Below are 24,820 nucleotides of genomic sequence, written 5' to 3'. Positions count from 1 at the left end.
GTTACTCATCGCTATTTTGAGTTAGTTCTACCGTTAGTTTTGCTGATTCCAACTTTGCTGTAAGCGGACGTAACACACCTTCAGCGGCAACCGCCGCGTAGAAAACAATCAAAATATTCACTGCCCATGCTGCGTTAAAGTGGGCAACTGAGGTTATGCTAGCCTGGTTAGATAGTATAGAAACACTACCTACGGCAAACGCTATCAATGCACCGGCATATATAAAACTTATTTGTTTCTTATAAATATAAGTGAGATGTTTGGTGTTACTTGTTGGGGTAACTTCACTCGAAAACAAATACTTTAATCCTGATATCGATTTAACTAGACCGTGTGAGCCAAAAGCAATAACACTGCACGCGTACATGAATAATAATAAAAACAATGCGCCGTAGAAGTCGGCAAACATGCCTAGGTCACCACCTAACATTAGTAGCATAATTATTGCTCCAGCGACGATAAGTATTGCGATAAGGTTCTGCATAATATTTCTCCATTTCCAAAAAACTTCAATTTGTTCGGAAGTATGAAATAACTCTTTCGTTGTTTTATTTAATGCGGCAGCCAAAGCAAGTTGCGTTTCAGATGAAGCGTTACCATCTTTTTCTACTCGTTGAATTGTGCGTAAGCTAAGACCTGATGCTTTAGCTAACACTTCTTGCGACCAACCATTATCTTTACGGAAGTATTTTATTTTTTCCGGTGAAATTTGCATTAATAAGACTCCAATTAAGCAACGTCAATTTCCAAATGCAGAATGAGCGCTGGTAGAAAAAAAAGAAAGAATATCCTTACGACATTATAGCGACAAATTTACGACAGACTATATTATTAAAGGCTTACAGATTAATCTTGCTATAAGCTAAATACGGAAGAAGTTTGTTTGAACATCCTTTTATTTGCTAATGAAAGGCTTGTTATTGTTCAATAATGATATGACCACCTAACCTGTACTTGTCGCCAGGTGATGTCAAAATAGCTGCACTAACCACCCCTTGGCGTGCCCAGGTACGACGTTTTACTTGTAAGCACGGCTGAGTTTCTTTGATGTTTAAATACTGACAGACTTCAGGTGCTGCAATCACTGCTTCTATTTCATGTGTTGCTTCAGTTAATGGTGCGACGGACGAAAGATATTCATGAGGCGTAATTTGGTTAAAGTTCTGAGCTAAATAGGTAGGGACTAATTCGCTATTCACGTAACGTTGTTCAAGCTGAATAGGTTGCTTGTTCTCATAGTGCAACACTTCAGAATAATACACAGTATCGCTTGGTCTACAACTGAGTAAAATGGCAATTTCATCATTTACGTTGATAGCTTCAAGTCTTAGCTGCTTAGATTGATATTCATGACCGCGATCTTGAACTTCATCTGCAATATTACGGATTTCGAGTAAAGAAGATTGCGATTTAAATGTAGCGACGAAGGTACCAGACCCTTGAGAACGCACTAAAACCCCTTGCTCAGTGAGTTCTTGCAATGCTCGGCGAGCAGTCATCCTGCTTACATTAAATTGTTCAGCAAGTTCATTCTCTGAGGGAACTTTGTGGTGCTGTGGCCAGTAACCAGATTCTATTTTATTAAAGATAAACTGTTTAATAATGCCAAATTTGGTTAATGCCATAATAGTAAGCGCCGTATGAATATGTTTATTGTATATACAATCACATGTCAGTGAATAAAAACCAATAGTTGTATATACAACTATTGATTGTGAAAGCATGATCAAGTACATTATTTGGTTAATAAACTATAGTGTAACAAGCACTTCTGATGCATGTAATTAGTTAGGTGGAACCATGGGAAATTCGGTTAATTGGCATACTCTTTTTATCAACATAAATATCGCAACCATGACAGATGGTAGTAATAGTTACGGTGAATTAACTGATGCGGCGTTAGCGATCAGTGAAGGAAAGATAGCTTGGATTGGACAAATGGCAGACTTACCTGATTACAACGGGAGCATACTTGAAGTGATTGACGGACAAGGTTGCTGGATGACTCCTGGTCTTGTCGATTGTCATACTCACATAGTTTATGGAGGAAATCGCGCGAATGAATTTGAAATGCGCTTGCAAGGAAAAAGCTATGAAGAGATTGCTAAAGCTGGCGGCGGCATTGTGTCAACAGTTTCTGCAACAAAAGAAGCCTCTCTCGAAGATTTAGTTAAAAGTGCATTACCGCGATTAGAAACACTGCATAACCAAGGTGTTAGCACCTTGGAAATAAAATCAGGCTATGGTTTAGATACTGAAAATGAACTGAAAATGCTAAAAGCAGCGGGTAAATTAGCCACATTGTCGCCAGTAACTATTCAACGCACATTTCTTGGTGCTCATGCCCTACCTATAGAATATAAAGATCGGCCCAATGATTACATAACGCTTGTTTGTCAAGAGATGATGCCCGCAGTTGCCGAACAAAAATTAGCAAATGCGGTAGATGTATTTTGTGAAGGTATCGGTTTTAATCTAGATCAGACTAGAGCAGTCTTTGAGGCGGCTAAAGCAAATGGGTTGCCTGTAAAGGTGCATGCAGAGCAGCTCTCTAATTTGGGAGGTACGGCACTAGCGGCCAACTATAATGCCTTATCTTCAGATCATGTAGAGTTTTTAGATGAAGCTGGCGTTAAAGCTATGTCTGAAAGTGACATGACAGCGGTATTGTTACCAGGAGCATTTTACTTTCTAAGAGAAACTCAATTGCCGCCAATTGACTTACTACGAAAGCACAATGTCCCTATGGCAATCGCCACAGACGCAAACCCCGGTTCTTCTCCGCTAAACTCTATACAGCTGATGCTTAATATGGCGTGTACGTTATTTAGGTTGACGCCAGCAGAAGCTATTGCTGGTGTAACTTGTCATGGTGCTAAGGCACTTGGTTTAGAAAGCACTAAGGGGCAACTAAAAGTGGGTTACGATGCCGATATTGCATTGTGGCAAATTCAACAACCTGCAGAGTTGTGCTATCAATTTGGAGTAAATCCATTAAAGTCTTTATATATCAATGGTAAAGAGACTATTTTTTAGTCTAAAACTTTGTTTTACGAGCAATTTTACTGGCTGTACAAATTGCTCACTTTTGATTAGTCTAATAGTATCTACAAGGCTTAGGTGTATTAGACAGAATATGGAATTCTTGAATCCTCGAAGTTGGTGTTTTAGCAAATACTTCTCGCTAATTACTATTTTTTTTGGCTTTAGCTTTTCGGCGCAAGCCTCAGAAAGTATATTCTCATTTGTCGATTTTAATATTGCCTTTGTCTTAGGTCTTAGCCTTCCAATCTTGTTGCTGTCTGTTTTAATTCGCCGAATTATTCCTAATCCTTGGTGGTATTTTGCTGGTCTTACACTCAGTGCGCTAGGCTTCTTGTATTCATTACTATATCTTTCGCAATATCAAGCCCCTGCTTTACTGTCATCATCTACAATTATGCTTACTTTAGTTGGCCTGTGGGCATTTGCGACAACGAAAATGCACTTACTTGACAAGGAAAGTGAATTTTTCAATTCCATTAATCTGGGTCAGAAAATACTAGTTGTTGTTGGATTAGCAAACATTGCAATGCTATGGCTATTACCTCAAATAGATGCTTATTTAATATGGCTTGTTTTTGGCGGGGCTTTGCTATTTATTTACGCGGCTTATATTGCAATTTTAGCAAAATTGGCTCCAGAGCAAGTTGTTCGCTCGGTTTGCTTATGGCTAGTGCTTGGAGTTTTTGTTGGTGTGATGTTTTTCTACTTACACGCAAGAGTAGAGCAAGATTGGCTGATCATTAGCTTTATTGCCTGTTATATGATGACATTGGTTAATGGTAACTGGGGCTTAACCCAACAGGTATATCAACTGATCAACGATAAAAATGTCGATGGAAATGAACAGTTAACCCCAGAACAGTTATTTTCGTTTACTCATGACCCTGCCACAAACCTGCCATCTTATCAGCAGGCGATAATGCGCTTTGAACAACTAATTAAGCAAAACAGCAATCAGTCTTTTGCTGTAGTGGTGATAAAGCCACGTAACTTTGAACATGTGAATCGAGTATTAGGGCATCAAAATTCAGATATTTTACTTTTACAATTAGCTTATTGTCTTAAACGAGCAGTAAGCCAGCATGATTACTTAATGAATTTCGATTTTTCAGATGTCACCGCGAAACTTGCTCGATTGCCTAGTTTACACTTTATGTTGGCAATTGACTTAAATCGAATTGATCATGATAAAGAGTCCGTGATCAGTGAACTGTGCAGGCAATTAACTATAGCAGTACCTCCAGCCATGAGTTTTAAAAGCTTTTCGTTGAAGTTTGAATTGTGCTTTGGTGTCGCTTATACATCAGAGCACGGTCAATCATTACACGAGGTTATAGCGCACGCTGGTGATGCGGTAATGGAAGCTGAAAAAAATAATCTTCAATGGTCGTTATTTAATAATCAAGTATCACTGTATACCGAACAACAATTGCTTCGAATGGAAAGACTTAAGCAAGATATTCAAAATGACGGTCTTATTTGGCAGCTTGCTCCTCAGATAAATATTGAAAACAAACAAATTAGCGGCTTTTCTTTATTGGCCAAATGGCGTGATAGCGGCTCATTGCTAGAACTTGATGACTTTATTGAAGTGGCTGAACAAAGTGGCGAAGTACATTCGTTAAGTAAGAAAATGTTAGTGCAGGCATTTAAGGCGCTATTTGAACTGAAGAAGCTTAATATTTATCAGCCCATAGGAATTCGTTTAAGTAGCCAAGAGTTATTAGAGCCAGATCTTGCTGACTTTATTGAACTACAAATTGCCAAATATAATATTTCAGCTCGCTATCTGATTATTCAAATGAGTGAAAATGTCATGCAAGTAGCTTGTGACAGAGCCAAACATATGATTGATCAGTTAAAGTCTCTGGAAGTACGTATTTGTATAAGTGACTTTGATGGTAGTTATGAATCGTTAAGATATATACGCAAGCTTTCTGTTGATCAACTTAACATCACTTGCGATGTCTTAAGCAAGGCAGAGTCAGGGAGTGCAGAAAAAGCGATAATTAATTCACTTATCAGTTTAGCAAGAACCATGAAAATGTCGTTTATTGGCACCAACATCCACACTAAAGAAGCACTAAATCATTACCAGTTGATGGGCGGCTTAATTGGTGAAGGTGACGTAATGGCACCAAATATCAACATAAGTGAAATTGAAGACTGGGTAGATAACTGGTTTAAGTCGAACCCGAGTGCCGATACCCGTAATTCACTACTCGATATCTAATGGTTCTGGCGACAAAATAATGCCTGTGTTGTCGGCATAAATATGGTCGTCCGGTAAAAATGTTACCCCGGCAAAATTAATTGCTAAGTCACTTTCACCAGTGTCAGTAGTGCTTGCACCTACTGGTATAGAAACTAGCCCTTGAATGCCTATATCTAATTCTTCAATTAAATCGACGTCACGAACACTGCCATAACAAACAATACCTTCCCAGTTATTGGTGTTTGCCAGCTCTGCAATATCAATATCGATAAGTGCACGGCGAGTTGAACCTCCACCGTCAATTACTAGCACCTTGCCTTCGCCATCATGTGTCAGCGTTTCGCGTATTAAACCATTATTTTCGAAGCATTTAACGGTGACAACTTTGCCACCAAATGAATTTCTACCACCATAATTACTAAATATAGGCTCTAAAACGTCAATTAAATCAGCATAAATATTACATAACTCTGAAGTGTTATATTCCATGTTGCTCTCTCATTTAGTTGTTTGTTAGGTGATATTCTAGATTGATCAATTCGTAGAATGTTAAGTTCATACGCTATGGTTATTCTAGTATATTGAGTATAGGCGTCTAGTGATAATATTCATTTGCCGTTAATTCGACGCATTGTTGCTTGAAATCAAAGAAAAAACACTATTAAATGTGAAGATTAGTCGTTAAACGTGTCATGGCGAAAATGAGCGAGCAGTTAATCGCAAATACATTTCTTTACCTTACAAATGCGATTGTTTTTGGCACTCTTTCCTTTTTTCTTTGGCAATTCTTCCGAGGATTTGGCAGGCAGTATGTAAAGCTTTGGTTATTGAGCTTATGCTCGTTGTCTATTAGTCAGTTAGCATTAGCTTTTAAAGCCTATTCAATTCTTACACCTGAAACCCATCTTATCCAGGTGATTAATCAGGGGGTTTACCTTTCTAGCTATTTCTTATTTGTAGCGTTGTTTATAACGGGTATTTTTTCGGCCCAACAGCAAATTATTATCAGTAGAAATAGAATTATCTTCATTGTTATATTGAACTTTGTATTGGCTTGGGCATTTACCTTAACTTGTGCCTTTGCTAGCGCTCATGTTTACGATAGATTCTTTATGCGAGAAACGTTACCGGCCTTTTTATTTGCGGTTGGTTATTTGTCGACGGCGTATTATTTATTGCAAAGCCAAGTAAGGCATTTTTCTAATCGAATTATGCTGTGGCTAAGTGCAATATTAGGTCTAAGGTTTTTCTTTTTCTCGATGATCTCAACTTTGGCATTGTCAGAATCTTGGTTTAGCCTGGTGGCACACCTAATACCATATTTTGATATCGGCACACATGCAGTAATAGGGTTTGTTATTTTAATATGGATGCAAGGCGCAGAAAGAAGTGCTGCAATTTCCGCCCGCAATAAAGCAAATTACTTAGGTAAACATGATCCTCTTACTGGGTCACTAAACCGTGAACAAGTGATGGAGAAAATGCCGGGTGTCATGGAAAGTGCAGTTGCAAATGATAAGCAGCTTTGTATCTTTTTAATGGATATTAAACGTTTTAAGTTTGTTAACGATACCTACGGCCTAAAGACCGGAGATTACATTTTGGGCGCGATTGCTAAGCGGTTGAAGGAAAGTCTATTTCAACCCAAAATTGTTGGCCGTTTAAGTGGTGACTCATTCGTTTACGTTTTTGAGTTCGATAAAAAAGAGCAAATACCTAAAGCATTAACTCACTTACACGAATTAATTGCTCGTCCCTATCAGCATCAAGGCCAAGACATCTCATTACAGTGCAGCATTGGTTATAGTTACTACCCTGAGCATGGGAGTAGTGCTGAAGAGCTCTTACAGCTAGCTAATTTAGCTTTATTTCATGCTGAGTCTCGTAACGAAATAAGTAAGCAATTCAGTCATGATATGCAAGTGCAAGGCCGCCATTTGTTAGCGATGGAAAAAGCGATTAAGTCGGCGATGAAGCACGATGAGTTTGAGCTTTATTATCAACCACAACTTAATTTGCTTAATAATAAATTAGAAGGTGTTGAAGCCTTAATCCGTTGGAACCACCCAACAGACGGTTTTCTAACACCAGACAAATTTTTAGATGATGTTGAAGCGTTGGCTCTTAATAGCGAGTTTGATAACTATGTTTTAGATAAAGCCTGCCAGGCAATAGCTCGTTGGCATAAAGAATATAATCGCTGGGTTGCTGTGGCAGTGAATATCACCGCGGTAGAATTTCAAGACCCTCAGCTTATCGCTAAAATTCAAGCATTATTGCTTAAGTACGATGTGCCTCCAAGCTATTTGGAATTAGAAATTACCGAAAATGTCGTAATGACTGATTTGGAATCTGCAATGAATACTATTGTCGTGCTGCAAAGTATGGGAATTAAGGTGTCAATAGATGACTTTGGAACCGGGTACTCATCGCTTGCCTATTTGCGTAACCTACCGATTGATAAGATCAAAATTGATCGCAGTTTTGTTCAAGAAATGGCAGAAAATGATTCTGATTTAACGATAGTAAAGTCTATGATCAAGCTTTCTCATGGCCTAGGTAAAAGAGTGCTGGCGGAAGGGGTCGAAACTCAAACCCAACTTGATATCTTACGTAAACTTGATTGTGATGCTATTCAAGGCTACTTCATTAGTAAGCCTATTAGTGAAATAGACCTAGTTAAGTACTTTTCTCGTAAATCTTAAGGTCTGTCCTTAATCTCAATAAATCATTATTTTAATTTACAATTTTTCAACTTTAGAAATCCTTGACTATACTGAAATAAGGTTCAACTTACAGTCTTGGAATTAGAGTAAATGTTAATCAAGCAAAAACTGATAATAACTACGGTAATTTCCGTCGTTAGTATGCTAATTATGTTGGTATTATTGACCTATGCAGTCTCTGCACTAGAGAGCGATATCGATGTTGCGCGAGAAATTGGCAAAGTAGAAGCAGACATTTTGCAATTGCGTCGTAATGAAAAAGACTTTATTGCGCGTAAAGATTTAAAGTACCAAGAAAAATTCGCAAAGAATTTTCAGGCATTAAACGCTGAGGTCAATTTGTTGGAGCAAGCGTTTAATGAGATTGGTCTTGATGTGCCGGAGATACAATCTATTAAATCGGTGATCAGTGCTTACAATAAGTCGTTTAATGACTTGGTAGCTTCGCAGCAAAATATTGGTTTACACCCTAAAGATGGTCTTTATGGTACATTGCGTTCAGCGGTTCATGATGTTGAAACGTTAATAGGGAAGGATGATTATCAATTACTAAGTGGTATGCTGCAGTTAAGGCGCAACGAAAAAGACTTTATGTTGCGTTTGGATGAGAAATACGTCACTCGACTACAAAATAATACAGCCAAGTTGATTGAAGAGACACAAACTAGCAGTCTTGACGGTAGTCGAAAGTCAGAAATTGTTAACTTACTTGGCGCTTATGAAGGCGCATTTCTTAATTTAGTTGCCGAACAGAAAAAACTAGGCCTTACTCATAACGAAGGCTTACAAGGTAGTATGCGAGAAAATATTCACAAGGTGGATAAGGCGCTTGCTAGCTTACAGAAAGTTAGCAACGAAGCGGTTGAATCACATACCAGCACGGTCCAATTTGTGGCATATACAGTATTTATCATAGTCATTGCGGCCTCTGTTGGCTTTGCGTTATTTATTGCAAAAAGTATTCTGTCCAGCATTAATCGTTTGCAAGAAACGATGTTAGAGATTTCAAGTACTAATGACTTAACCATTCCTGTAGACACCTCAGGTAGCGATGAATTGGCTGAAATGGCCCAAGTGTTTGATGACATGGTGGCGAATTTTAGGAACTTGATTCATGAAGTGAATCACTCTGTGACTACATTGAATGAGGCAACACAGCAAGTTGCAGAAAACATTCATCTCACTAGTGAGGGGGTTGATTCACAAATTCAAGAAACCGATATGGTGGCAACTGCGGTAACTGAGATGGTGGCCACGGTTGATGAAATTGCTAAAAATACCCAAGCAGCTGCTAAGAAAGCTGAAGTAACAAACGACAATGCAGAGCAAGGTAAAGAGGGTGTTAATCAAACCATTGCCCAAATTGACAATTTGTCAGGTAAGTTAATTGATTCAGAACAGGTAGTGCAAGAACTTGCCAAAGATAGTGAAACGATTGGCTCAGTATTGGATGTTATACGAGGTATTGCTGAGCAAACTAATTTGCTTGCCCTCAATGCCGCCATTGAAGCGGCACGTGCTGGTGAACAAGGTCGAGGCTTTGCAGTCGTAGCTGATGAAGTAAGAACGTTGGCAAGTAGAACGCAAGATTCGACACAAGAAATTGAATCAATTATTACTGCACTTCAAAGCCGAACTCGTGAAATAGTGGACCACATGGCAACTTGTCGTACACAAGGCGATCAAAGTTCTGATCGTGCTGGTACTGCAGGTCAAATGTTGGAGCAAATAACGTTTGATGTCTCGACAATAATGGAGATGAATACCGCAATTGCTACCGCCATTCAAGAACAGAGCGCAGTGGCTTCTGAAGTTAATCAGCATGTGGTATCAATTCGCGATGTTGCTGAACAGTCCGGAAAAATGGCAGTACAAAATGCTCAAATGAGTGAAGAACTTTCGCAACAGGCTGAAGTGCTTACAAATGAAGTTAACCGCTTTGTTGTATAGCGGCGTTAGGCCTTGGGAATTAGCTAAAGTTGTTTGATTTCGATACTAGTTTCACGGCTATGGCCGGTTTGAGCTAATGCGATGAGGTATTGTTGCCAAAGTGTATCGGATTGCTGATGCAAAAGTGCAAGTTCTGACGTGCTATAAATAACTTCATGTTGGTCATCAAAGCAAAAGCGATAGCCATGCTTGGCTACCGCTTCTATTCTTAATAATTTTACATGCTTTTTATGGGTTGGGATGGCTTGCTTGGTATTAAACCCTTGTAATGAAACCACACGTAAATACTCAACACTAAATGGCCACTGTTCTGATAATTCACTGTCATCACTAGCCAATGCTATGTTGAGTGACTCACCTGATTGGCCAATTTCAAATTGTTTAATGTTGAGCATGTATCACCTACTTTATAGAATAAAACGGCTTAAATCTTCGTTTTGAACGACTTCGTTTAGTGTTTCTTCTACGTATGCTGTATCTATCGTAATTTGTTCACCGTCGCGATCATTGGCGCTAAATGAAATCTCTTCCATTAGACGCTCCATCATTGTGTGTAAACGACGCGCACCAATGTTTTCAGTGGTTTCATTCACTTGCCAAGCTGCATTAGCAATAGCATTAATGCCGTCTTCGGTAAATGAAATATCAACACCTTCGGTTTTCATTAAAGCAATATATTGCTCTGTTAGCGAGGCACTTGGCTCGGTAAGAATACGAACAAAGTCTTCTGTTGTTAATGCTTTTAATTCAACACGAATTGGTAAACGACCTTGCAGCTCAGGAATTAAGTCTGATGGTTTGGCCATTTGGAACGCACCAGAGGCGATAAACAATATGTGATCAGTTTTTACCATACCGTGCTTAGTGCTTACCGTTGAACCTTCCACTAACGGTAGCAAGTCACGTTGCACACCTTCACGTGAAACGTCAGGTCCAGAGCTATCCCCACGCTTACAAATCTTGTCAATTTCATCAACAAAAACAATACCATTTTGCTCTACCGCTTCTAATGCTTTTGCTTTGATATCATCTTGATTAACAATTTTTGCCGCTTCTTCTTCTTGTAAAGCCTTTAAAGCGTCTTTGATCTTCAATTTACGTTTATTGGTTTTGTCACCAGAGATATTTTGGAACATGTTTTGAAGTTGCGATGTCATGTCTTCCATGCCTGGAGGTGCCATGATCTCAACGCCCATTTGCGGCGCAGCAATGTCGATTTCAATTTCTTTGTCGTCTAGTTTACCTTCACGTAATTTCTTGCGAAATACTTGGCGAGTACTAGCATTGTCGGTGGTTTCTTCATTACCAAAGGTGTCACGAGGGTTTGGCAGTAGAACATCAAGCACTCGCTCTTCAGCAGCTTCTTCTGCCAAATGTTGAACGCGTGCCATTTCCTGTTCTTTGGTCATTTTAATTGCCATGTCTGCTAAATCGCGGATAATCGTTTCCACTTCTTTACCCACGTAGCCAACTTCAGTGAACTTTGTTGCTTCCACTTTGATAAAAGGTGCATTTGCAAGCTTAGCCAAGCGACGAGCAATTTCAGTTTTACCAACGCCTGTTGGGCCAATCATTAGAATATTCTTTGGGGTTACTTCGGTGCGCAACTCTTCATTTAGTTGCATACGACGCCAGCGATTTCTTAGGGCTATGGCTACGGCACGTTTAGCATCGGCTTGACCAACAATATGGCTATCTAATTCGTGAACTATTTCACGTGGTGTCATATTCGACATAATGATTCCTTACTTCTTGATCTGCTTAAATTTCGTCAATCGTGTGGTGCTGGTTGGTAAAGACACAAATGTCGCCAGCGATAGTGAGCGATTTGTCGACGATTTCACGAGCAGATAACTCGGTATTCTGTAAAAGGGCTAATGCAGACGCTTGTGCATAGTTGCCACCACTACCTATTGCAATAAGGTCGTGCTCTGGCTGCACTACATCACCATTACCGGTAATGATTAATGATGCAGTTTCATCTGCAACAACTAACATGGCTTCAAGCTTTCTTAATGCACGATCACTGCGCCAATCTTTAGCTAATTCTACCGCTGCTTTAGTCAAGTGGCCTTGATGCATTTCTAGTTTGCTTTCAAAGCGTTCAAACAGAGTAAACGCATCAGCAGTGCCACCAGCAAAACCGGCAAGTACTTTTTCATTATATAAGCGACGTACTTTGCGGGCGTTACCTTTCATTACGGTATTGCCTAAGGAAACTTGGCCGTCACCACCAATGGCAACTTTGCCGTTACGTCTTACTGAAACAATTGTAGTCACACTACACCTCAAACTCATGGCCGCTATTGATTAGCAGCGAAATATACATGAGTTTAAAATGGGTGTGATATAGGAAAATTCAAGAGTCAGGTATTAATTAATTCATCAATAAAATTTGGCAGGTGGTAATATTATTGCGTTTTAATTTATGTTTGTCTTTTTCCGCCATACGTTTACGTGGATAGGGGCCTAATATCACTCGATACCAAGTTCCATTACTTCCAACACTTTCAGAAATATTGGCGACTAAGCCGGTAAAGGCGATTTGCGCCTTCATTGATTCAGCTTTTTTCCTATCTCTAAATGAACCACATGGCATTCTATACGGGCCCTTTTCTACTACTTCGTAGTGGCCGCCTTCAATTTCTTCGCCATTCTTTAATTTATCAATATAGTCCCACTTTTCATCCGGCGGTGTTGGCAAGTCAGATGATGAGTGAGTTGATTGCTTAGTAGGTGTCACTGTTTGTTCTACAGGCTCCACCCCCTTTAAAAACCATAAAAAATAACCGGCGCCAGCGATTGCTACTATCGTTAATAGTATGATTATTTTAAGCTTTATTGACATCCCCTCCGGTTGCTGGGCTTGCTTTTTATAAGGGCTTTTCTTTTTGTTGCTTGAACGAGAAACGTAATCCTGAGGCGCCATAGAATGCAATGAGTATGGGAATAATTTTCCGGTATTGTAACGAAACCCTGTGAAAATTAAACCCTATTACCAACTAAAATCTACAGGGTCGACGTCAATTGACCAACGGACTTTGTTACTCAGCTCGTGTGATTGCATTAAAGACAATATTTGTAGCGTTGCTTGATGTAAACTTTTTCGTTGTGCACTTTGGACAATTAAATGATAGCGATATTTTCCTGCCTTTTTTTCCATTGCTGCAGGAATAGGCCCTGCTAGCTCACAATCTTGATATTGGTATTGGCAAAGTGCAGATAAAAATTTGGCAGGATACGAAGGATAATTAGCCTCAGCACGCAGTAATATTTGATAGCCAAAAGGCGGGAGTCGTGCAAATTTTCTTTCAGTGAGTGCTTGTTGGGCAAAGTGTCGATAACCGTTGTTGACTAAATCTTGTAATAACGGGTGCTGTGGGTATTGCGTTTGAATAAGCACTTTACCTGGTTTGCTAGCGCGTCCAGCTCGCCCTGCCACTTGTACTAATAGTTGGGCCATTTGTTCTGGCGCCCGAAAGTCATAGCTAAATAACGCGCCATCAACATCCAAAATAACCACTAACGTCACATCAGGAAAGTGATGGCCTTTTGCTAACATTTGAGTGCCGAGTAGAATATCGTGCTCTTTATTATGTATCGCTTGTAATAGTTTAGTTAGCTCACCTTTGCGACGTGTGGAATCGCGATCTATTCGGACGACACTTTTATCACTAAACCATTGTGACAAATGCTGCTCTAACTGTTCTGTTCCTTGACCAACTGGCGATAATCGTGAACTGCCGCACTGTTGGCATTGTTTAATAATACGTTTTTGACTGCCACAGTGATGACATATCAGCAACTGATCATTTTGGTGGAACGTATAAGGTTTATTGCAACGCTGACAGTCGACCACCCAGTGGCATTCTTTGCAGTTAATTGCTGGAGCGAAACCACGACGATTGAGAAAGATTAACACTTGCTCTTTACGTTGCAATGTTGCTGAAATTGCTTGTTTGACTGACTCTCCAATACCATGATCAAGATGTTCTTGGTTTAAGTCGACTAAGGATAATTGTGATTGAACACTATTACCTGCGCGTCTAGTTAGTTGATGATAATGGAATTTATGACTAAACGCGTTTTGTAGCGACTCTAAGCTAGGCGTTGCGCTTCCAAGAATAATGGGGATGTTAAGTTGCTGTGCTCGTAATATGGCACAATCTCTACCTTGGTATCGAAAGGTGTCTTGCTGCTTTAACGAATTATCGTGTTCTTCATCAACAATTATCAGCCCTAATGCTTGTGCTGGTGTAAATATAGACGAACGAGTACCTATTATAATTGCTGCATGGCCTATGTATGCGGCGCGCCAAGTGTCTAGCCTTTCCTTATCATTTAAACCTGAATGGTGCAGATAGATAGGTACATCAAATCGTTGTTCAAAACGAGCAAGGGTTTGAGGGGTTAAACCTATTTCAGGTACTAATACCAACACTTGTTTATTGGCGGCTAGTACGTTTTCCATTGCTTGCAGATAAACTTCAGTTTTACCACTACCAGTTATGCCATCGACTAAGTGGCAACTGAATGATTGGTTGCTTTGATTAACAGCAGATACAATAACTGCTTGCTCTGTTGATAACGAGAGCCGGTTGTCTTCAAAGAGCGCGCCTTCTTGCCACTCAAACTCAGAGGGTTCTATTTCTTTTTCTTTTATATAGGCTTTATCTACCAAAGCATTAAGCTGGGCTTTACTAAAACCTAATGTTCTTAGTTCAGGCCAACTACTTCCTTGACTATGGGCGATAGTGGCATATAACTCTGCTTGTTTCTTTGCACGCTTACTTAATTCTTCAATGTCTGTATCTGCATTATCTTCTCGAGCAAACCAACGTGTCTGAAAGGATAAATCTGGTTGTTCTATTTGCCTTAATAAAACGGGCAGTGCTTGCTGACAAATATCGCCGATTGGGTGGTGATAATATCGACTTAAGGTAATTAAAAATTTTAACAAGGCAGGCGGTAATGGATATTTATCGGTAACTCTAGCGATAATAGGTTTTATTTTTTCACTAGCAATATCGGTAGCTGCAGCAGTTTTAATGACAATACCCACTAATTGTCGGCCAGAAAACGGTACTAAAACGCGCTCGCCAACAATTATATTGGGAGTGTTTAGTGCCTCTGATATGGCATAAGTAAACAGTTGACGCATCGGAACAGGTAATGCGACTTCAACAAAGTGCTGGCTCAAGTTTTTCTACACAATAATTTTTATTTTATTGTGACCTGCTGATGCTGAACTGCCAAGCGTTGAAACGGCTTTCTTAACATAATTTTTCATATTGGTTATTTTTTTAGCGATTTTAATCAAATATGGTTGCAGTTGAGGTAGTGATCCAATACAATTCGCCACCATTATTTTTAACTCGTATGGTGCTTAGCGGTAAAATGCTGACTAAGTGGCGATACGGCCTGATACAGAGGTTATCCATGAAAGACGGTATTCACCCAAATTACCAAGAGATCAAGGCAACTTGTTCTTGTGGTAACGTAATCACAACTCGTTCAACTGTAGGTAAAGACTTACACTTAGACGTATGTTCAGAATGTCACCCATTCTACACTGGTAAGCAAAAAGCTGCTGAGACTGGTGGTCGTGTTGACAAATTCAACAAGCGCTTTGCTGTGCTTGGCAAGAAGTAAGAACGAACTTACTTTGATAAAAAGCGCCTTTATGGCGCTTTTTTTGTGCCTAAAAAATTTTTTATATATTTTTTAAACCCTTTTCCTGCATACTGCATCTAACCTTATAAAACCACCGATTTAAATTAAATCGATAACGGATAAACGAGAATTTTCATTGGATAGTCATCAAGTTATTGAAGCGAGTGCTCGCTTTGCACAAGATGAAGAACAGCAATTGATTGCACAGGCAAAAGCTGGCGATCAGCAAGCGTTTTATCAATTATATGAGCTACACCATAAACGCGTGTATGGCTTATGTTGGAGAATGCTGGCTGACAAAAGTAGTGCAGAAGATGTTTGTCAGGAGGTTTTTGTTCAGGTTTGGCAAAAGCTTTCTAGCTTTCAGGGTAACAGCAAATTTAGTACCTGGTTGCATAGTGTTGCGTCAAATATTGTATTGAGTCACTTACGCAAACATAAAAATTGGCTACAACGTGTGTTTAGTATTGAAGACCAAGTTGTTGAAGAGGCAGGTGAAGAAATGGCTGAAGTTTCTGAACTGGATAAGCATATTATGCGACTGCCTGAACGTGCGCGATTGGTTTTTGTTTTGTTTGCGGTTGAAGGATATCGCCATGAAGAGATTAGTAAAATGTTAAATATGGCAGTAGGTAGCAGTAAGTCGCAGTACCATCGAGCGAAGACCTTATTAAAAGAATGGATAGAGGAGGAGTAATGATGACGATGTCAGATGAGCAGCTACAGCATCGTGTAGCGCAATTGAATAAAGAAATTTCGCCTTCTCGTGATCTGTGGCAAGGCATTGAGAAAGCCATTCATCAACAAGATGAACAATCTTCGTCAGTTAAAAAAGCTGTAGTGCCAATGGCCTGGGCGGCATCAGTAGTTGCTGCGGTGTTGTTGACTTGGATGAATTTGGGCCCTGCTAATAACGGGAATCAGGAACTTGGTTTAATAGCGGCAATTAATCAGGACTTTAACGCGCAAAAACAATTAATGTTAACTAGCTTTGGTACGCCTGACTTAACGCAGTTACCTGCAGATATGCAAGCTGAGCTAGCAAAACTAGCAAAAGCGAGAACATCGATAGCAGCGGCGCTCGAAAATGATGAAAATAATACAGATTTAATAGAGTTATTACAGTGGACTCAGCAACAAGAGTTGGATTTGATTAAGCGTTTGTATACCCCACAGTGGCAGACAATTTAAAGCAAACGTATTAACGCTAAGGTTTAGAGGTAGTTATGAAAGGTTTAAGTTTATTATTAGCACTTACTACAATGGGTTTGTCAGCAGTTTCTTGGGCTGGTGAGCAAATAGATGAGAGCATGTCGGCAGATGGTATTTCAGTGGTTAATATTGAAAACATGCGAGGTAAAGTCACTATTATTGGCACTGATGACGACCAAGTGTCAGCAAAAGGTGAATTAGGTGAAAATGCCGAGCGTTTCGTCTTTAAAAAAAGCGGCAATATGCTTAAGGTAAAAGTGGTGGTTAAAGATCGCCATAACCATCGAAACGATTACAAAAAAGGGTCGGTGTTCACTGTGAGAATGCCAAGTGACATTCGTATGAACCTTGATGGTGTATCAACCGATGTTAAAGTAAGTAATCTATCTGAAAATACTGAAGTTAAAACAGTAAGCGGTGATATTGATGCGGAGAAGCTGGCAGAAAACATTGAATTAACTACAGTAAGCGGTGATATCAATAGTAATAATTTAAAAGGTAAAGTGCGTCTTTCATCGGTAAGTGGCAGCATAGTGGATAAGAATTCGTCGGGTCGTCTTCAGTTAAAGTCAGTTAGTGGTAGTGTTAAAACGCGTTCAAGTGCTCAAGAGTTGGCATTATCAGCAGTGTCAGGTGATATCGACTTTGTATTAAAAGAAGTTGAAGAGTTAGTAATATCTATCGTTAGTGGCGATGTCGATGGTTCACTTACATTATTAGATAACGGCGAACTTAAAGTATCAGGGGTAAGTTCTGATATTGAGTTAGAATTTCAAGATAACGTTAATGCTGACTTTAGATTAAGAGCTAGTGCGGGCGGAGATATCGTTAATCGCATTACTGATAAAAAAGCGACACGCGCTAAGTATGGACCAAGTTCAAAGCTAGACTTCATTACTGGTCATGGCAATGCGTCAGTAAGAGCAAGTGTCGTCAGTGGTGAAATTAAAGTCTCTAGCCGTTAAATGCTGATTTTTTGCTAACCTTTTGATAGAGTAAGCAAACTGAAAAAACTAAAGAAAGTAGCGCTTGTCGCTACTTTTTCGTCTGCGCAAGGTAGTAGTCATGGCTGAAGCCAAGGTAAGTAAATTCAATAAAGGTAATAAAGAGCGTAAAGATAAACAGCTCGATGAATTAAAAATGCCGCCTCATTCCCTCGAAGCTGAGCAATCAGTACTAGGTGGATTACTTTTGGATAACGACACTTTCGATAGAGTAGGTGAACGCGTCGTCGCCCAGGACTTCTACAGCCGTGGACATCGAATTATCTTTGAAACGATAGGCGCGCGCATTGAATTAGGCGAGCCAGTTGATTTAATTACTCTTTCCGAAGCACTAGAAAACGAACAAAAACTTGATGATTGTGGGGGCTTTGTCTATCTCGCAGAGATGATGAAGAACACCCCAAGTGCAGCCAATATCTGTGCTTATGCTGACATTGTTCGAGAGCGTGCTGTAACGCGCGATATGATCAGCGTTGCTAATGAAATTTCTGAAGCTGGATATGATACACAAGGTCGTACAAGTGCCGATCTTCTAGACTTTGCTGAAACTAAAGTTTTTGCTATTGCTGAAGCTAGAGCAAATAAATCAGAAGGACCTGAGAATATTCATACGGTTTTAGAAAAAACTGTCGATCGTATTGAAAAACTTTATCAACAACCACACGACGGTGTTACAGGTGTTTCGTCAGGCTATGCTGATCTTGATAAAATGACAGCAGGCTTCCAGGATTCTGATTTGATAATTGTCGCGGCGCGTCCTTCAATGGGTAAAACCACATTCGCGATGAACTTGGCAGAACATGCGGCGATGAATGAAGAGCACCCTGCGTTAATTTTCTCTCTAGAGATGCCGTCAGAACAAATTATGATGAGGATGTTGGCATCACTAGGCAGAATTGATCAAACTAAAATTCGTACAGGTCAACTTGATGACGAAGATTGGGCTCGATTATCAACGACCATGGGGAATATGATTGAAAGCGGTAAGATGTACATTGACGATGCCGCAGGTCTAACGCCTACTGAAGTTCGTTCGCGTGCGAGACGAATTTATCGTGATCATGGCGGTATCAGTATGATCATGATTGATTACCTTCAGCTGATGCGCGCTCCGCAATTTGCTGATAATCGTACTTTAGAAATTGCTGAAATTTCACGTTCTCTTAAAGCTTTAGCGAAAGAGCTTAATGTACCAGTTGTTGCACTATCACAGCTAAACCGTAGCTTGGAGCAACGCTCTGATAAACGTCCGGTCAACTCAGATTTGAGGGAATCGGGCTCGATTGAGCAGGATGCTGATTTAATTATGTTCATCTATCGTGATGAGGTGTATCACGACGATTCAGAATTTAAAGGTATGGCTGAAATTATTATCGGTAAACAGCGTAATGGTCCTATAGGTCGAGTGCCATTAACCTTTAATGGTCAATGGTCGCGATTCGATAATTATGCTGGCCCACACGTATTAGAAGAAGATTAATTGCTATGCCAATTAAGACAGCAACTGCGAATATAGATTTGAATGCGCTTGCACATAATCTATCTGTAATTAAATATAAAGCTGAAAACAGCAAGGTGCTAGCGGTTTTAAAAGCTAACGCTTATGGCCATGGCTTAGCGCGAATTGCTAAGGCGTTATCTCAATACAAGGTACAAGCCGATGCCTTTGGTGTCGCTCGTATAGATGAAGCACTAGAATTAAGATCGGAAGGGGTTTCAAAACCGATTGTTTTGCTTGAGGGCTTTTTCTCTGAACTCGACCTACCTGTGCTCGCTGTCAATAACTTACAAACGGTTGTTCATAATCGTGAACAACTTAATGCCATCCTTGACGCCGAATTAACCGAACCGTTAAAAATTTGGCTTAAAGTGGATACTGGCATGCACCGTTTAGGGGTTAATGCTGAAGAGTTTGATGAGTTCTATCACGCTTTGAATCAAAGCGAAAATGTGCATAAAGATATTATTATCATGAGTCATTTTAGTTGTGCTGATGACCTGACTAGTGAACGAACCAATGCACAGTTACGCGTGTTTTCTTCAATTACCAAGTCCTTGCCTAATGAAAAAACCTTAGCCAATTCGGCAGCTATTTGTGCATGGCCTGAAAGTCATTATGACTGGATTCGTCCAGGTTTAATGCTCTATGGCGTGTCGCCGATGCAAAATGCTGATCGCGATGACCTAGCAATTCAGCCAGTGATGAACCTGCAATCTAGTGTAATTGCTATTCGCCAAATCAAAAAAAATGAAGCCGTTGGTTATGGAGCTGCATGGGTTGCTAAAGAAGATACCACGATTGGTGTAATAGCAATTGGTTATGGTGATGGCTACCCAAGACACGCACAAAATGGTACACCGGTGTTACTCAATGGTCGAATAGTACCTTTGGTTGGTCGTGTATCAATGGATATGATCACTGTCGATTTAGGTAACAGCTGCCAAGATAAAATAGGTGATATTGCAACGCTTTGGGGTCAAGGGCTTCCGGTTGAAGAGGTAGCTAAACACTCCACGACCATCCCGTATGAATTACTATGTAATATAACTCGCCGTGTACATATGGGAATTTTATAGTAACGGTTTAAATAGATTACTCACCCTGTATTGTGGCTAAGATTGTTCGGTTGCCGCCATAGTCACGATGTTCCCCCAAATAAATGCCCTGCCAAGTGCCTAGGTTTAAGCGGCCGTTGGTAATAGGAATACTTACACTTGAACCTAAAGTACTCGCTTTTATGTGAGCTGGCATATCATCGGGTCCTTCATAAGTATGCTGATAATAGTGGGCATTTTCCGGGACAAACTCATTAAAGTGAGCTTCCATATCACTCCTTACTGTCGGATCAGCATTTTCATTAATGGTTAAAGATGCAGATGAATGTTTAATAAATAAATGTAATAAACCGCACTTTATCTTACCAAGAGAGACAAGGTTGCTATTTATTTCATCGGTTATTAAGTGAAAGCCTCTTGAGCGAGATCTTATAGAAAACTCTATTTGTTGCCACATACATTAAGGGGATTGAATAGTTGATTCCAATAGATTAGCGAATTTGACACGAGATTCAACCACCAGCTTTTTAACACACTCCAAACTAGCGACTTCTTGTTTTAAACGAATGTACAGAGTTTTCTTAATTGTCGGGTTAAGGTTTAAAGTGGTTAATTCCGTAAAGGGGGTGTATGCACTAACTAACCAGTTAGGTAATACAGCGACTCCTAGGTTGCTATTGATCATTTGAAGCATGGTATGTGAGTTGTTTACTGATTTAATTTTTTTTGGTGTAACATTCATGGGACTAAGAATGTGCTTAAACAGGTCAAGGCGATTGTGCTCGATAGGGTAAGTTAATAATATTTGTTCTTCAAAATCTTTAGCTAAAATTTCTCCTTTGGAGACAAGAGGATTGTTTCGATTAACGACGGCGACTTGTTCGAATGAACCCAGTGCTATTTCTATGTATCGACTACTATTTGTATGCTCATCAACTAGCAGAACATCCAAATCTACAGATTCTTCAAATACGTCATCATGATAGTCAAAATGAATATTTGGATACTCATTATTCAAACGTTGGCAAATAGGGATGAGCCATTGAAAACATGCGTGGCAGGCAAACCCTAGAGAGAGAGACAAAGACTGTGGCACTTTAGCTAGTTCCGTATTCAATTGATCAATCTTAGGTAGTATCTCATTTGCCAGTGCTAGTAGTTTTTCACCATGTAATGTAAAAGAAATTGGCTGACGATGCCTGATATAGATTTTTTGTGCCAACCTTAATTCCAACTCTTTTATCTGATGCGAGAGCGCAGATTGACTCGTTGCTAATGCATTAGCAGCCTTTGTTAGGCTCTCAAACTCGCTGAGTGCTCTTATTGTGCGTAGGTGCTTCAATTCAAGCATATTGAATTTTCCTCATACCCATATGAAATTAATGACATTGCTAATTGTCGCCGGCCAGATAATTATAAACACCTAAACATCTAGACGTCTATAAGGAATTTAAAATGAAAGTTCATAATCTCGGTTTTCCACGAATTGGTAGTAAAAGGGAGTTAAAGTTTGCTTTGGAGTCGTTTTGGCAAGGTAATAGCTCACAAAACGCATTAGAAAAAACAGCGAGTAATATTCGCAGAGATAATTGGCAGTTACAGGTAAACGCCGGTATAGATTTAGCTCCAGTGGGAGATTTTGCTTTTTATGATCACGTATTAAATACCACTTTACTACTTGGCTTAGTTCCCAAGCGTTTCAGAGATATTGAAAATGACATTGACAGAGAATTTGCTATTGCCAGAGGTAAGCAAACAGCTTGTTCTAGTTGTGCAGCTAGCGATATGACTAAATGGTTTGATACTAACTATCATTACTTAGTACCTGAATTAGATGCAGAAACAGAAGTGAAGGTTAATACTCAGCGGCTTATATCACAGATCAACGAAGCAAAGTCTCAAGCGGTTAACACTAAGCCTGTCATTATTGGCCCATTAACGTATTTATATTTAAGTGATTATAAAAATGGTAATAAACTAGATTTACTAGACGCTCTAATACCAGCATACCAACAAATTATTGCGGATATTGCAAAAACAGGCTGTGAATGGCTGCAAATCGATGAGCCTATTTTTGCATTAGAACTAGAAAAACAATGGCTTGACGCTTTTAAGACCTGTTATCAGGCATTTGAAACAGACGACATTCGCATACTGTTAGCGACTTATTTTGGCGATATAAGCCAACATATAGAGTGCATTAAGCGTTTACCTGTAGCTGGCTTGCATATAGATACAGTTACTGAACCCTTTGATTGGCAATCTATTGTTACTCAATTACCAGGGCATTGGATTATTTCACTTGGCGTAATAGATGGTCGCAATATATGGAAGACCGATTTAGTTTCTGTTTACCAGCAAGTTAATCCAGTCTATAGAATACTAAATGAGCGGCTTTGGTTAGGTCCGAGTTGCTCATTGTTACATAGTCCTATAGATCTAATGCTTGAAACTGAGCTTGATAAAGAGTTGAACTCTTGGTTAGCGTTTGCAAAGCAAAAGTGTCAAGAGCTCGACTTGCTTAAAGACGCCATTATTAGTCAAAATACCGAGACAATTACTCGCTACTCTGCACCAGTATTAACGCGTTTGACTTCACCTCGTATAAGTAACGTGAAAGTGAGACAGCGAATAGATTCGTTAAAGCCAACAGACTTTAAACGCTCACAAACCTTCTCTGATCGAAAGATAGTTCAACAGCAGGCGCTTAATCTGCCTCTATTTCCTACAACAACCATAGGTTCATTTCCTCAAACAGGAGACATTAGAGCGATTAGAGCTCAGCATAAACAAGGGCGACTATCATCGTTGGATTACCAGTCAGAAATTCGAAAAGAAATCGCTCACGTGATTACTGAACAAGAGAATATTGGGTTAGATGTCCTTGTTCATGGGGAACCGGAGCGTACTGATATGGTTGAATATTTTGGTGAGCAGCTTTCTGGCTGTGCAATAACTCAATTTGCTTGGGTACAAAGCTATGGTTCTCGTTGCGTAAAGCCGCCAATTATTTATGGTGATGTTTCTAGGGAAAAACCAATAACAGTTGAATGGCTCAAATATGCTCAATCACTTACTAGAAAACCAGTTAAAGGCATGCTCACAGGACCGATAACAATATTATCTTGGTCGTTTGTGCGTAACGATATTGAACGGTCAGTAGTGTCTAATCAAATCGCATTAGCAATTAAAGATGAAGTCGCGGATTTAGAAAAAGCGGGTATTGGTGTGATTCAAATAGATGAACCAGCGATCAAGGAAGCGATGCCGTTGAAAAAAAGCCGACAAGCTAAATATAGCGAATGGGCGACGAAAGCATTTCGGCTTTGTAGTTCGTCAGTGAAGGGGAGTACTCAAATTCATAGTCATATGTGTTACTCAGAATTCAACGATATTTTGCCTGTCATCATCGCATTAGATGCTGATGTATTAACGATTGAAACATCACGGTCAAATATGGCTATTTTAAGTGTTTTCGACGAGCAACCTTATCCAAATGATTTAGGACCTGGAGTCTATGATATACACTCACCCAATGTGCCAGAGCAGAGATGGATCAAACAGTTGTTAGACAAGGCAATTGAGACGATCCCAATCGATAATATTTGGGTTAATCCAGATTGTGGACTAAAGACTCGCCAATGGTCTGAGACTAAATTAGCATTGTCTAATATGGTGTCTTCAGCAAAAGAATTGAGGGCGCGTTATTCAAGTATCAGTGCCAGTAACTAAACGGCCGTACTTATTTAACTTACCGCTATGTAATAAGAGCATTACCAATTAAAATGTAATGCTCTATCTATCAATTATCAGAATTTCGTTCGATTGGTATATCAGATAAGTATTCGACAAACTCAATTTCATAGCCTGCGGGATCTATGTAGTAGATATTCTTTCTATACTGGTTCTCGGCACCAGGTTTTGCAATTTCAAAGCCCGCTTCAGTTAGTCGCATAATGACAGCTTCAATGTTATTAGTGACAAAGCCAAAATGAGCGAGACCGACTTGATGCCCTGTGAGCTCCCTGTTTACACCTTCACCATCATCATTAAAAGATATGTATTGATAGTCATCACCAAAATGCAACCAGTTGCGTGCCTTACCAAACCATTCTCCTGAGCCTTCTGTGCGTATCTTCCAATGAGGAAAGGCTGCTTGATAAAATTTTAAGCTGGCAGGAATATCGCTTACTACTAGGTTTAAATGTTCTAAATGCATATTGCTTCCTTACTTGTGTTGCATAGTTTGATTGATTAGCTCGATAAACTTCAAAATGTAAGCTTTGCTAATTTGAAAGTTTAATTTGTTTAAGGTGTCGATAGGTAATGTTAGTGAAGTCATTTTTTCTCTCCATTTGTTTAATTGTTTGCTATGCTAAAACCTCAAGTTAGCTTGAGGTAAAGTCTTTTTTAACTTTTTTTAATTAGTCTTAGGAGGT

Annotated in this window: 22 protein-coding genes; 11 read left to right on the top strand and 11 right to left on the bottom strand. The window is 39.6% G+C overall.

The window, feature by feature from the left end; translation table 11 throughout:
- Position 1 precedes the first annotated feature (1 nt).
- Both HII17_RS18530 and hutC read right to left on the bottom strand, forming a co-directional pair.
- A complete protein-coding gene (locus HII17_RS18530; RefSeq protein WP_169076866.1) occupies positions 2–715 on the bottom strand; it encodes a helix-turn-helix domain-containing protein in 714 nt (237 codons plus the stop codon).
- A 202-nt stretch (positions 716–917) separates the two neighbouring features.
- Positions 918–1,625 carry a histidine utilization repressor gene (gene hutC, locus HII17_RS18525; RefSeq protein WP_169076865.1) on the bottom strand — a complete coding sequence of 236 codons (708 nt, stop codon included), beginning with the start codon at positions 1,623–1,625 and terminating at the stop codon, positions 918–920.
- A 175-nt stretch (positions 1,626–1,800) separates the two neighbouring features.
- On the opposite strand from hutC, the gene hutI reads away from it, so the two are divergent.
- Together hutI and HII17_RS18515 are read left to right on the top strand one after the other, a co-directional pair.
- Positions 1,801–3,036: an imidazolonepropionase gene (hutI, locus tag HII17_RS18520; RefSeq protein WP_169076864.1), complete on the top strand. Its 1,236-nt coding sequence runs from the start codon at positions 1,801–1,803 to the stop codon at positions 3,034–3,036.
- A gap of 100 nt (positions 3,037–3,136) precedes the next feature.
- The gene (locus HII17_RS18515) at positions 3,137–5,278 is read left to right on the top strand and encodes an EAL domain-containing protein (RefSeq protein ID WP_169076863.1); all 2,142 of its coding nucleotides are present in this window, start codon (positions 3,137–3,139) and stop codon (positions 5,276–5,278) included.
- Here HII17_RS18515 and rraA read toward each other — a convergent pair.
- On the bottom strand, positions 5,264–5,749 hold the full coding sequence (gene rraA / locus HII17_RS18510; protein ID WP_169076862.1) for a ribonuclease E activity regulator RraA: 486 nt from the start codon (positions 5,747–5,749) through the stop codon (positions 5,264–5,266). The two genes, HII17_RS18515 and rraA, sit on opposite strands and share 15 nt — an antisense overlap.
- Before the next feature lie 212 nt (positions 5,750–5,961).
- On the opposite strand from rraA, the gene HII17_RS18505 reads away from it, so the two are divergent.
- Together HII17_RS18505 and HII17_RS18500 are read left to right on the top strand one after the other, a co-directional pair.
- On the top strand, positions 5,962–7,965 hold the full coding sequence (locus tag HII17_RS18505) for a putative bifunctional diguanylate cyclase/phosphodiesterase (protein WP_169076861.1): 2,004 nt from the start codon (positions 5,962–5,964) through the stop codon (positions 7,963–7,965).
- A 111-nt stretch (positions 7,966–8,076) separates the two neighbouring features.
- Complete coding sequence (locus HII17_RS18500; RefSeq protein WP_169076860.1) at positions 8,077–9,936, top strand: methyl-accepting chemotaxis protein; 1,860 nt, start codon at positions 8,077–8,079, stop codon at positions 9,934–9,936.
- Between the two features lie 23 nt (positions 9,937–9,959).
- On the opposite strand, the gene HII17_RS18495 is transcribed toward HII17_RS18500, so the two are convergent.
- The 5 genes from HII17_RS18495 to priA form a co-directional block, all read right to left on the bottom strand.
- On the bottom strand, positions 9,960–10,331 hold the full coding sequence (locus tag HII17_RS18495; protein WP_169076859.1) for a gamma-butyrobetaine hydroxylase-like domain-containing protein: 372 nt from the start codon (positions 10,329–10,331) through the stop codon (positions 9,960–9,962).
- Between the two features lie 12 nt (positions 10,332–10,343).
- Entirely contained in the window at positions 10,344–11,672 is a 1,329-nt protein-coding gene (hslU, locus tag HII17_RS18490; protein WP_169076858.1) for an HslU--HslV peptidase ATPase subunit, read from the bottom strand.
- A 25-nt stretch (positions 11,673–11,697) separates the two neighbouring features.
- The gene (gene hslV / locus HII17_RS18485) at positions 11,698–12,216 is read right to left on the bottom strand and encodes an ATP-dependent protease subunit HslV (protein ID WP_169076857.1); all 519 of its coding nucleotides are present in this window, start codon (positions 12,214–12,216) and stop codon (positions 11,698–11,700) included.
- A gap of 97 nt (positions 12,217–12,313) precedes the next feature.
- Positions 12,314–12,865 (bottom strand): SPOR domain-containing protein, encoded by a 552-nt coding sequence (locus tag HII17_RS18480; RefSeq protein WP_169076856.1) that lies wholly within the window; start codon positions 12,863–12,865, stop codon positions 12,314–12,316.
- Between the two features lie 66 nt (positions 12,866–12,931).
- On the bottom strand, positions 12,932–15,136 hold the full coding sequence (gene priA / locus HII17_RS18475; RefSeq protein ID WP_169076855.1) for a primosomal protein N': 2,205 nt from the start codon (positions 15,134–15,136) through the stop codon (positions 12,932–12,934).
- 239 nt (positions 15,137–15,375) lie between these two features.
- Between priA and rpmE the strand changes: the two genes are divergently transcribed.
- From rpmE to alr, 6 genes are all read left to right on the top strand, one after another.
- Complete coding sequence (rpmE, locus tag HII17_RS18470; protein WP_169076914.1) at positions 15,376–15,588, top strand: 50S ribosomal protein L31; 213 nt, start codon at positions 15,376–15,378, stop codon at positions 15,586–15,588.
- Between the two features lie 157 nt (positions 15,589–15,745).
- Positions 15,746–16,306 carry an RNA polymerase sigma factor gene (locus HII17_RS18465; protein ID WP_211185422.1) on the top strand — a complete coding sequence of 187 codons (561 nt, stop codon included), beginning with the start codon at positions 15,746–15,748 and terminating at the stop codon, positions 16,304–16,306.
- The gene (locus tag HII17_RS18460) at positions 16,306–16,800 is read left to right on the top strand and encodes a hypothetical protein (protein WP_169076854.1); all 495 of its coding nucleotides are present in this window, start codon (positions 16,306–16,308) and stop codon (positions 16,798–16,800) included. Before HII17_RS18465 ends, HII17_RS18460 begins: the two co-directional genes overlap by 1 nt.
- 35 nt (positions 16,801–16,835) lie before the next feature.
- Complete coding sequence (locus HII17_RS18455) at positions 16,836–17,786, top strand: DUF4097 family beta strand repeat-containing protein (protein WP_169076853.1); 951 nt, start codon at positions 16,836–16,838, stop codon at positions 17,784–17,786.
- A 100-nt stretch (positions 17,787–17,886) separates the two neighbouring features.
- A complete protein-coding gene (gene dnaB / locus HII17_RS18450; RefSeq protein ID WP_169076852.1) occupies positions 17,887–19,305 on the top strand; it encodes a replicative DNA helicase in 1,419 nt (472 codons plus the stop codon).
- Positions 19,306–19,316: 11 nt separating this feature from the next.
- Positions 19,317–20,402: an alanine racemase gene (gene alr / locus HII17_RS18445; RefSeq protein ID WP_169076912.1), complete on the top strand. Its 1,086-nt coding sequence runs from the start codon at positions 19,317–19,319 to the stop codon at positions 20,400–20,402.
- 16 nt (positions 20,403–20,418) lie between these two features.
- On the opposite strand, the gene HII17_RS18440 is transcribed toward alr, so the two are convergent.
- Both HII17_RS18440 and HII17_RS18435 read right to left on the bottom strand, forming a co-directional pair.
- Positions 20,419–20,838, bottom strand: a complete 420-nt coding sequence (locus HII17_RS18440; RefSeq protein ID WP_169076851.1) for a secondary thiamine-phosphate synthase enzyme YjbQ — start codon at positions 20,836–20,838, stop codon at positions 20,419–20,421.
- A gap of 3 nt (positions 20,839–20,841) precedes the next feature.
- Positions 20,842–21,732: a LysR substrate-binding domain-containing protein gene (locus tag HII17_RS18435; RefSeq protein ID WP_169076850.1), complete on the bottom strand. Its 891-nt coding sequence runs from the start codon at positions 21,730–21,732 to the stop codon at positions 20,842–20,844.
- Between the two features lie 104 nt (positions 21,733–21,836).
- Here HII17_RS18435 and metE point away from each other — a divergent pair, with 104 nt between their 5' ends.
- Entirely contained in the window at positions 21,837–24,113 is a 2,277-nt protein-coding gene (metE, locus tag HII17_RS18430; protein ID WP_169076849.1) for a 5-methyltetrahydropteroyltriglutamate--homocysteine S-methyltransferase, read from the top strand.
- A 70-nt stretch (positions 24,114–24,183) separates the two neighbouring features.
- Here the strand turns inward: metE and HII17_RS18425 are convergent, their stop codons facing one another.
- On the bottom strand, positions 24,184–24,600 hold the full coding sequence (locus tag HII17_RS18425) for a VOC family protein (RefSeq protein ID WP_169076848.1): 417 nt from the start codon (positions 24,598–24,600) through the stop codon (positions 24,184–24,186).
- Between the last annotated feature and the right edge of the window lie 220 nt (positions 24,601–24,820).

It is taken from the genome of Thalassotalea algicola, from assembly GCF_012932965.1.
Taxonomy (GTDB): domain Bacteria; phylum Pseudomonadota; class Gammaproteobacteria; order Enterobacterales; family Alteromonadaceae; genus Thalassotalea_F; species Thalassotalea_F algicola.
The sequence above is the reverse complement of the archived record's forward strand: the minus strand, read 5'-3'. Positions and strand labels throughout refer to the sequence as shown.